The sequence below is a fragment of the Methanofastidiosum sp. genome (assembly GCA_020854815.1).
Taxonomy (GTDB): domain Archaea; phylum Methanobacteriota_B; class Thermococci; order Methanofastidiosales; family Methanofastidiosaceae; genus Methanofastidiosum.
On the sequence record JAHKLW010000080.1, the window covers coordinates 1 to 7,254 of the forward strand.

Annotated in this window: 7 protein-coding genes; 4 read left to right on the forward strand and 3 right to left on the reverse strand. The window is 33.2% G+C overall.

What is annotated here, in order from left to right; all coding sequences use genetic code 11:
- Positions 1-323 precede the first annotated feature (323 nt).
- Both KO464_09820 and ftsZ read left to right on the forward strand, forming a co-directional pair.
- Complete coding sequence (locus tag KO464_09820) at positions 324-506, forward strand: type II toxin-antitoxin system ParD family antitoxin (protein ID MCC7573661.1); 183 nt, start codon at positions 324-326, stop codon at positions 504-506.
- 33 nt (positions 507-539) lie between these two features.
- A complete protein-coding gene (gene ftsZ / locus KO464_09825) occupies positions 540-1,691 on the forward strand; it encodes a cell division protein FtsZ (protein ID MCC7573662.1) in 1,152 nt (383 codons plus the stop codon).
- 81 nt (positions 1,692-1,772) lie between these two features.
- Here the strand turns inward: ftsZ and KO464_09830 are convergent, their stop codons facing one another.
- The 3 genes from KO464_09830 to KO464_09840 all read right to left on the reverse strand — a co-directional run bounded on the left by KO464_09830 (position 1,773) and on the right by KO464_09840 (position 5,351).
- The gene (locus KO464_09830; protein ID MCC7573663.1) at positions 1,773-3,587 is read right to left on the reverse strand and encodes a DUF2207 domain-containing protein; all 1,815 of its coding nucleotides are present in this window, start codon (positions 3,585-3,587) and stop codon (positions 1,773-1,775) included.
- 11 nt (positions 3,588-3,598) lie between these two features.
- On the reverse strand, positions 3,599-4,162 hold the full coding sequence (locus KO464_09835) for a LemA family protein (protein MCC7573664.1): 564 nt from the start codon (positions 4,160-4,162) through the stop codon (positions 3,599-3,601).
- Positions 4,163-4,244: 82 nt separating this feature from the next.
- A complete protein-coding gene (locus tag KO464_09840; protein ID MCC7573665.1) occupies positions 4,245-5,351 on the reverse strand; it encodes a TIGR04084 family radical SAM/SPASM domain-containing protein in 1,107 nt (368 codons plus the stop codon).
- 126 nt (positions 5,352-5,477) lie between these two features.
- On the opposite strand from KO464_09840, the gene KO464_09845 reads away from it, so the two are divergent.
- Together KO464_09845 and KO464_09850 are read left to right on the forward strand one after the other, a co-directional pair.
- The gene (locus KO464_09845) at positions 5,478-6,839 is read left to right on the forward strand and encodes a ferric reductase-like transmembrane domain-containing protein (protein ID MCC7573666.1); all 1,362 of its coding nucleotides are present in this window, start codon (positions 5,478-5,480) and stop codon (positions 6,837-6,839) included.
- 7 nt (positions 6,840-6,846) lie between these two features.
- Positions 6,847-7,176 (forward strand): DUF1232 domain-containing protein, encoded by a 330-nt coding sequence (locus tag KO464_09850; protein MCC7573667.1) that lies wholly within the window; start codon positions 6,847-6,849, stop codon positions 7,174-7,176.
- The last annotated feature ends 78 nt before the right edge of the window (positions 7,177-7,254 follow it).

The window sequence follows — 7,254 nt, forward strand, 5'->3', positions numbered from 1 at the left end:
CTAAAAGAAGTATTGTTTATCATTATTAACCGAAAACTATATATATTAGTTAACAAAATTAGTATTTACTGGATAACCCACATGAAAGACAATGATTATCCATAATGATAATCTGTGAGCGATATTACAATACCATTATTGAAGTATCCAGACAAGAGATATGAAGTGTCCGTATAATATGTAAGTAATATTATGGGGGTATATAGATAATACATGAAACACATCAAGAAGATACTAAGATAAGTTATAAGAGATATCTGGATAACCGAAACTCTTATATAGATGTATCTCCTAAGTACTATACAGATGCTAGAGGGACACTAATGAAACTCATATCAGTACAAATACCAGAAGCATATATGAACGGGTTGGACGAGTTGGTAAATTATGGATACTTTCCTAATAAGAGTGAAGCCATAAGATCAGCTATCAGAGACATGCTAAAGAACGAACTTGGTGGGTTTAGGTCACTTAGAAATGAGGGCATATCTGGAAAAATAAAGTAAATAACAAATAATTTATATAATTGGGGGTTTTATATGAAAGGCATCTTGGAAAATGCTTCAAGATATACTCAAACTAATAACTTTGAAGAAACTGTAGCGGAATTAGAAGGCATTGGACACGCTAGGATAATATGTGCTGGTTGTGGTGGTGCGGGTAATAATACAATAAATAGACTTTCAATGCTTGGCGGAGTTATGGGCGCCGAAACAATTGCCTTGAATACCGATAGACAACACTTAGAAAATATCCAAGCGGACAAAAAGTTTGTTATAGGAAAAGAGCTCACAAAAGGTCTTGGAGCAGGGGGAGACCCTAGCATTGGCTGGGAAGCCGCTCAAGAAGATAGGCATAAATTAAAAGAACTATTTAAAGACGCTAATTTAGTTTTCGTCTCTGCAGGTATGGGGGGAGGAACTGGAACGGGAAGTGCTCCCGTTGTTGCTGAAGTTGCAAAAGAATGCGGTGCTTTAGTTGTGGGAGTTGTAACCTTACCATTTAGAATGGAAGGATCTCACAGATTTGAAAAAGCAATTCAAGGACTTGAAGCCTTTAGGAGATATGCAGACACAGTTATCACACTAGATAATAATAAGCTACTTCAACTTGTTCCAAACATGCCAATTGACTATGCATTTAGCGTATCTGACGAAGTTCTTGCAGAAATGGTTAAAGGAATCACTGAAACCATTACACAACCAAGTCTTGTTAACTTAGATTATGCAGATGTAAGAACAATCATGCAAGACGGGGGAGTTGCAGTAATAGGAGTCGGGGAATCAAATACAAAGAACAGAGTCGAAGAGGCAGTCCATGAAGCAATGACTTGTAAACTATTAGATGTTGACTATAAACATGCAAAAGGTGCTTTAGTTCACGTTTCAGGTGGTAGCAATATGACTTTAAACGAAGCCAACAGAGTTGGAGAAATTGTTAACTCAATAATGGATCCTGAAGCAAAGATTATATGGGGCGCAAGAGTTGACGAAGGACTAAAAGATTCTATGAGAGTAATGCTTATAATGACCGGAGTAAAATCACCGTTCATATCTGGAAGAGCTGCAGATGGTGACATAGAATTACAACCATTTGAAAGAGACGCAAGAAGGAAAAAAATGGGTGGCGCAGAAGGCTTTGGTCGAAGCATTGATTGGGCTAAATATGGAATAGATGATCTATTTAGCTAGAATATTTATTATTTCATTTTATTAAATATATTCTATTTTCTTAATTGTAAAATTAAATATAAAAAATATTTATAAATAGATTTAACGTCCTCCGACACCTCCGCCGCCGAAGCCACCGCCACCACCAAATCCGCCGCCGCTTCCAAATCCTCCACTACCGCCACCACCGCTGCTAGGGGGGGTGTAGGAAGAAATCGGAATAAAAGATCTATTTATGGCGTGGTAAGGAACTACATTTATGTCTTCTATCTTCACATTTAGGGCTTTCATTGCTGCTTCAACTTTGTCCCCTACTCCAAGTGCAGTTCCATAGACAAGCCATTCTCCCCACATGAGGATATCCGCTGGCGAATATTTTCTCATCAGTGCAAGATCCGACAAGAATTTTGTAAAAGCATCCCACTCAAGTTTTTCTTTGTAACTGTCATTTTTCCATAGTCCAAATAGTGTTGTTGGAAAAGCCATTGCAATTATTGCCTGGATAACTATTATAATGGAGGCAATAAGGGAACTTACAGCATTAGTGGCAAAAGGTATGAATATGAGCATAAGAATTGCAATTATGGCAAATAATATACCGGAAAGTAATATGGGAAGGGTTCTATTTCTTCCTTCAACTATATAATTCTTTATAATCATCCTGTCAGTTGATTTCACATTTGTAATGCTATTTAGAGACGATTGATAACTTAGCATAGTTTTTTGACTAGTGACATTCTTTCTTGCACTCTTAGCCAAGGAGCTTATTGTTTCAGTATCAACTATTCCATCAGTACCTACTCGTTCTATGAATTCAATTACTTTTGTTTCAAAATGATCAAGGTCAGTTTTGTCTTTCAGTTGAATGGTAATATACTTTGGATTTACTTTCTCTTTGATCTCAATTTTATGTCTTTTATGAAGGTCTAGAAGAGTTGCATAGAATGAGTTCATATCAAACTTATTGGCCTCACCTTTAAACAGAAGATTGATAACCCAAGGTTTCAATTTATCGTTAGGAACAAAGCTCAAAAATTCGGGCACAGTAAAGCTTTTTTCTTTGCCATATCTGTAATAGATATACAAAAATATGAAAGGAACTACTATAAGCAATAAGCTTGTTAAGGCATATAGAATCTTTGCAGCATAAAAAGGTACAGTATAAAATAAATTGGCCAGTTCTGTTTTCTGCCTAACTCCATTTATTTGTTCTGGAAAGCCATTTATCACATTGATGTATTCTGGTTTTAAAAGAAGTTCAACTTCTAAAAGTTCATTTTCTGGCGAAGATCCAGTAATAAAAATATGGGTCGGATCTTCTGAGATTTTAAGATTTGGTGGATGTGGATATACCTTTACTATATATTCCTTCGGGAGAGTTATCTTGAAGTTTTTGATAAGTATATGCTCTCTTTGAAACTTAAGATTAATATGGCTCACTTCGCTATCATATTGGATAGGAGGGTGCAGAATATACTTGTATTCTATTGTATATTTACCTTTATTATAATATGAAGGGTTGTATGCCCCAACTTCATTTGTATAGGCTAAAGAATCTATAGTGTAGATGTATGATTGATCCCCATATAATCTCACATCACCTTTGTAATCTTTAACATAACCAATTGTTCCAGTAGGATATTCAACGCTTACAAATTCAATATAAGGTCTCCCAAGTTTTTCAAATGAAAGTATGTCATCCCAGTACCTGAAAAGCATTCGGTATTGGCCAGAACTCTTTACATCATAAGTATATCTTTCAGTTAACGTACCATCAGAAAGAAAAGTGACCTCATAGTTATCCACTACGAGATCACCTTCAAAAAAGATTGGTCCTTTAGGCAGTAGCAATAGTGCCGTTGCACCTATCAAAAGTGTAACTAGCACTAGTACTGTAATCTGTTTTGTTTCCGCCATATTTCCATCTTCTAAAATTCAATCTTTGGTCTTGTTTCAATTGCCTCTTCAAATTTAAGATATTCTAATTTTATGAGTCCAATGATCCTACCAACAATATTTGAGGGTATTGTATCTAGCATAGTGTTAAACTGCTGGACTATATTGTTGTATGTATACCTTTGTCTAGCGATTTCATCTTCTACAGTTTTTACAGAGTCCATGAGACTAATTACTGTTGTTGAAGTTTTAAGATCAGGGTAGTTTTCTGCGACTGCAATAAGTCTTCCCAGTATACCTGCACTCTGGCGATCAATTTCACTTATTTCTTCCGGAGAAGCGCTGCCAATACTTGCACGATACTTTGTTATATTTTCCAATGTTTCTTTCTCAAACTTTGCATAACTCTTTACAGACCCCAATAACTGGTCAATCATATCAAGACGCTTTTTTAGGGCGACCCGTATTTGCCCCAAAGTTGCTTCAGCTGAATTTTTCAATGCAAAAAATCTGTTGTAGATGCCAACAAATATTCCAATAAGAACAAGTGCTATAACAACTACAACTCCGAGTACTAACAAAATTGATAAGTCCATAAAATCTCCAAATATACTTTGATTAGTGTATTTAAGTAGTTTTCGGAAAATTATTTTTAATTTTTTTAAAAAAAAATAAGTATTATGGTATTATTTCAGGGCCAAAATACTTTTCATATTCAAAATCATTATAATTTATTTGGGCATTTTTAATAAGATCTTTTATCTCAGGCATTCTATTTTTTAATTCATTTACTAGATGTTCAATAGTCTTACAAATTAATTGATTCCCTTCGTCTGGCCATAATTTCAAATAGTTCCAGTAGAGGCATCTCCCGCCGCAGATATATTTAATATCACAACTAGCGCATCTTTTGCCCATTCCAAATTCTATAAGATCTTTAGGATCAGAATCTAAATCTCCTGATACAAAATCTTTAATCCAAGTCATAATTGGGCATGCCATTATTTTCCCATCGGTACGTATTGCATAACCGCTATGTCCGGCTCCACACCTAAGTAAAGTTTTTTCATCTTTTAATAGACTGTTGACTATCCCAACAAATGGGTAAAATTTCAAAACTTTTTTATTTTTCATACATTCTACCCAGTATTCAATTAATTTTGTAATTGAAATATTGTATTCTTCTACAAATTGGCTAAATTTTTCCTTATCGTAGTCATACGCATAAAACCCAGCATCAATCTGCCAATGAATCGATGAAAATCCGATATTTATCAAATGTAATACTTTTTCGTATATATCAGGTGATTCCAGGCTCAAAGTCATTCTTGCAACAATCTCGCCAGCATATCCATTTTCTTTTATCAGTGAAATATTTTTTAGTATTAGATCATATGTCCCTTTGCCCCTATTATCATCTGTACTCTTTTGGTCGCCATCAATAGATACTAAAATCTTGTCGAGCCTGTTTAGGTATTCTCTTGGAATTTTATTCAATAGCTTTCCATTAGTCTGCATTCTATACGGCACATTAATATTGTCCATTATTTCTTTTATTTTATTAATTTGAAGAAGAGGCTCTCCGCCATAAAAGATGATTACGGGATTTTTATCTTTGTTAATGAATTTTTTTAGATCTTTTACACTAACTTTACTAGATTCCGGAGCGGACAAATCAAGATCGACTTTCTGTTCAATATCTATGTCAAAATCATTCATTGATTTCTCATAGCAGTATTTGCACTGTGAATTGCATTTAGTTGTTAGTATTATATGATAGTGCATATGTCAAATCCTATCAATTTTGTTTAAATTAGTAATGCTTGGATTTTTATAGAATCTCTTAAATTATTACGTTAGTTTTATATTAACTTGCCTGAGAAAAAATACAGCAATTCTATAGGTGCTATTATGAATAAAAAGAAGTCTAGATTCAAAATAAAAAAAATATTACCTCTGGGATTAATTGATAAAATCAATAGAACTCAATTTGGGTATAAGAGCCTTGGAATTGTATTTATCATTGGATTAATTACTTTTTTAATTTGGTTTTATAATAGAATCGGAGGATTTTTTCAGTTATATCTTTTCATTGCTAAATCATCTGCATTAATTGGAATTTGTCTTCTTTCATTAACAATTTTCTTATCACTAAGATTACGCTCATTAGAATCAATATTCGGCGGTCTTGATAAGGTGTACAAAGCTCATCATCTGATTGGCCAGATCACTTTAATTGTGATACTGATGCATCCCCTTTTTTTAATTATTAGGATATTTCCCAATTGGGATTTCATTGCTTTGTACCTTGTACCTGGATTGAATATTGCCTTTACATATGGTATTTTATCCTTTTACTTATTGCTTATTCTTTTATTACTTACTCTTGTAATAAAATTACCTTACAAAGTCTGGCACTTTAGTCACAAATTTATGGGGATTGTTCTCATATTGGCAACTTGGCATGCTTTAGTTGCAGGAAGAGATATTATTCAATATCCTCTCCTTGGGATATGGGTCCTTCTTTTTGCTGTAATTGGAATTATTTCGTATATCTATATGTTGTTTTTTTATCAAATAATTGGCCCTAAATTTAATGCTGAAATAAAAGATGTAAAAAAAATAGGCGATATCATAGAAATTAAATTTAAGGTAATTAATAAAAAAATGAATTTTTACCCTGGACAATTCATATTTATTAAATTCTTAACTCTTGAAAAATCATTTGAAATTTTCCCATTTTCCATCTCTAGTTCAAACAGTGAAGATTTGATTAGAATTTCAGCAAAAAAATCAGGTGACTTCACTTCATATCATCTTCCCAAAGTTAAAGTTGGAGATAAAATCTTTTTATATGGCCCCTATGGTAAGTTTGGTGAAAAATTTCTTTTTGAAAATAAAGACATGATATGGATTGCAGGAGGTATAGGAGTAACACCATTTCTCAGCATGCTAAAATATGATAAATTATCTAATAACAAAATTGATTTCATATGGACATGTAAAAATGAAAAAGATGTAGTCTACGATAAAGAAATAAAAGATATTTTAAGAAATAAAAATAATATCAACTATAAGATATGGCTTTCAAGTATCTCTGGAAGAATCTCTGTAGAAGATATACTCCAGTTATGTGGTGCAAAAGAAACAGTTTCTAATAAACTGATTTTCATATGTGGCCCCAATCAGATGATGATGGAACTTGCAGATCAATTTATTAAATTAGGTGTTAAACCTAGAAACATTGTTTTTGAAGACTTTAATCTTATTTAGTGGTCCTATGATTAGTTTCAAAGAATTAAAAGAAAAGACAAAAAGCATTGAAACTGATATATACGCCCTCTATAAGGCATACCGGGATCCGAGAGTCCCATGGCATGTAAAAATAATAATCTTATTTTTATTAGGATATTTTATTAGTCCAATTAATTTAATTCCAGACTTTATACCTGTTATTGGTTACATTGATGATATTTTGATTATTTCACTTACAATATATCTTATAATTAAATTGATCCCGGCTGAAGTTTTTCAGAACTGTGTGTGTTATCTGCTAAAAATTTCGCCTAGCTTTAAATCGCTCTTTTGCCTTAAATGGCATGAAGCTTAAGGATGCAGATCTTGAGGCGATTGTACTTAGGGTAACAAAGTACAAACTTCCCACAAGAATCGTTGCCTCTCAGTTTAA

Excerpts from the sequence above, each read along its gene's own strand:
- ftsZ (MCC7573662.1), top strand. The coding sequence starts at position 540 with ATGAAAGGCATCTTGGAAAATGCTTCAAGATATACTCAAACTAATAAC.
- KO464_09850 (MCC7573667.1), top strand. The coding sequence starts at position 6,847 with ATGATTAGTTTCAAAGAATTAAAAGAAAAGACAAAAAGCATTGAAACT.
- KO464_09840 (MCC7573665.1), bottom strand. The coding sequence starts at position 5,351 with ATGCACTATCATATAATACTAACAACTAAATGCAATTCACAGTGCAAA.
- KO464_09835 (MCC7573664.1), bottom strand. The coding sequence starts at position 4,162 with ATGGACTTATCAATTTTGTTAGTACTCGGAGTTGTAGTTGTTATAGCA.
- KO464_09830 (MCC7573663.1), bottom strand. The coding sequence starts at position 3,587 with ATGGCGGAAACAAAACAGATTACAGTACTAGTGCTAGTTACACTTTTG.
- KO464_09820 (MCC7573661.1), top strand. The coding sequence starts at position 324 with ATGAAACTCATATCAGTACAAATACCAGAAGCATATATGAACGGGTTG.
- KO464_09845 (MCC7573666.1), top strand. The coding sequence starts at position 5,478 with ATGAATAAAAAGAAGTCTAGATTCAAAATAAAAAAAATATTACCTCTG.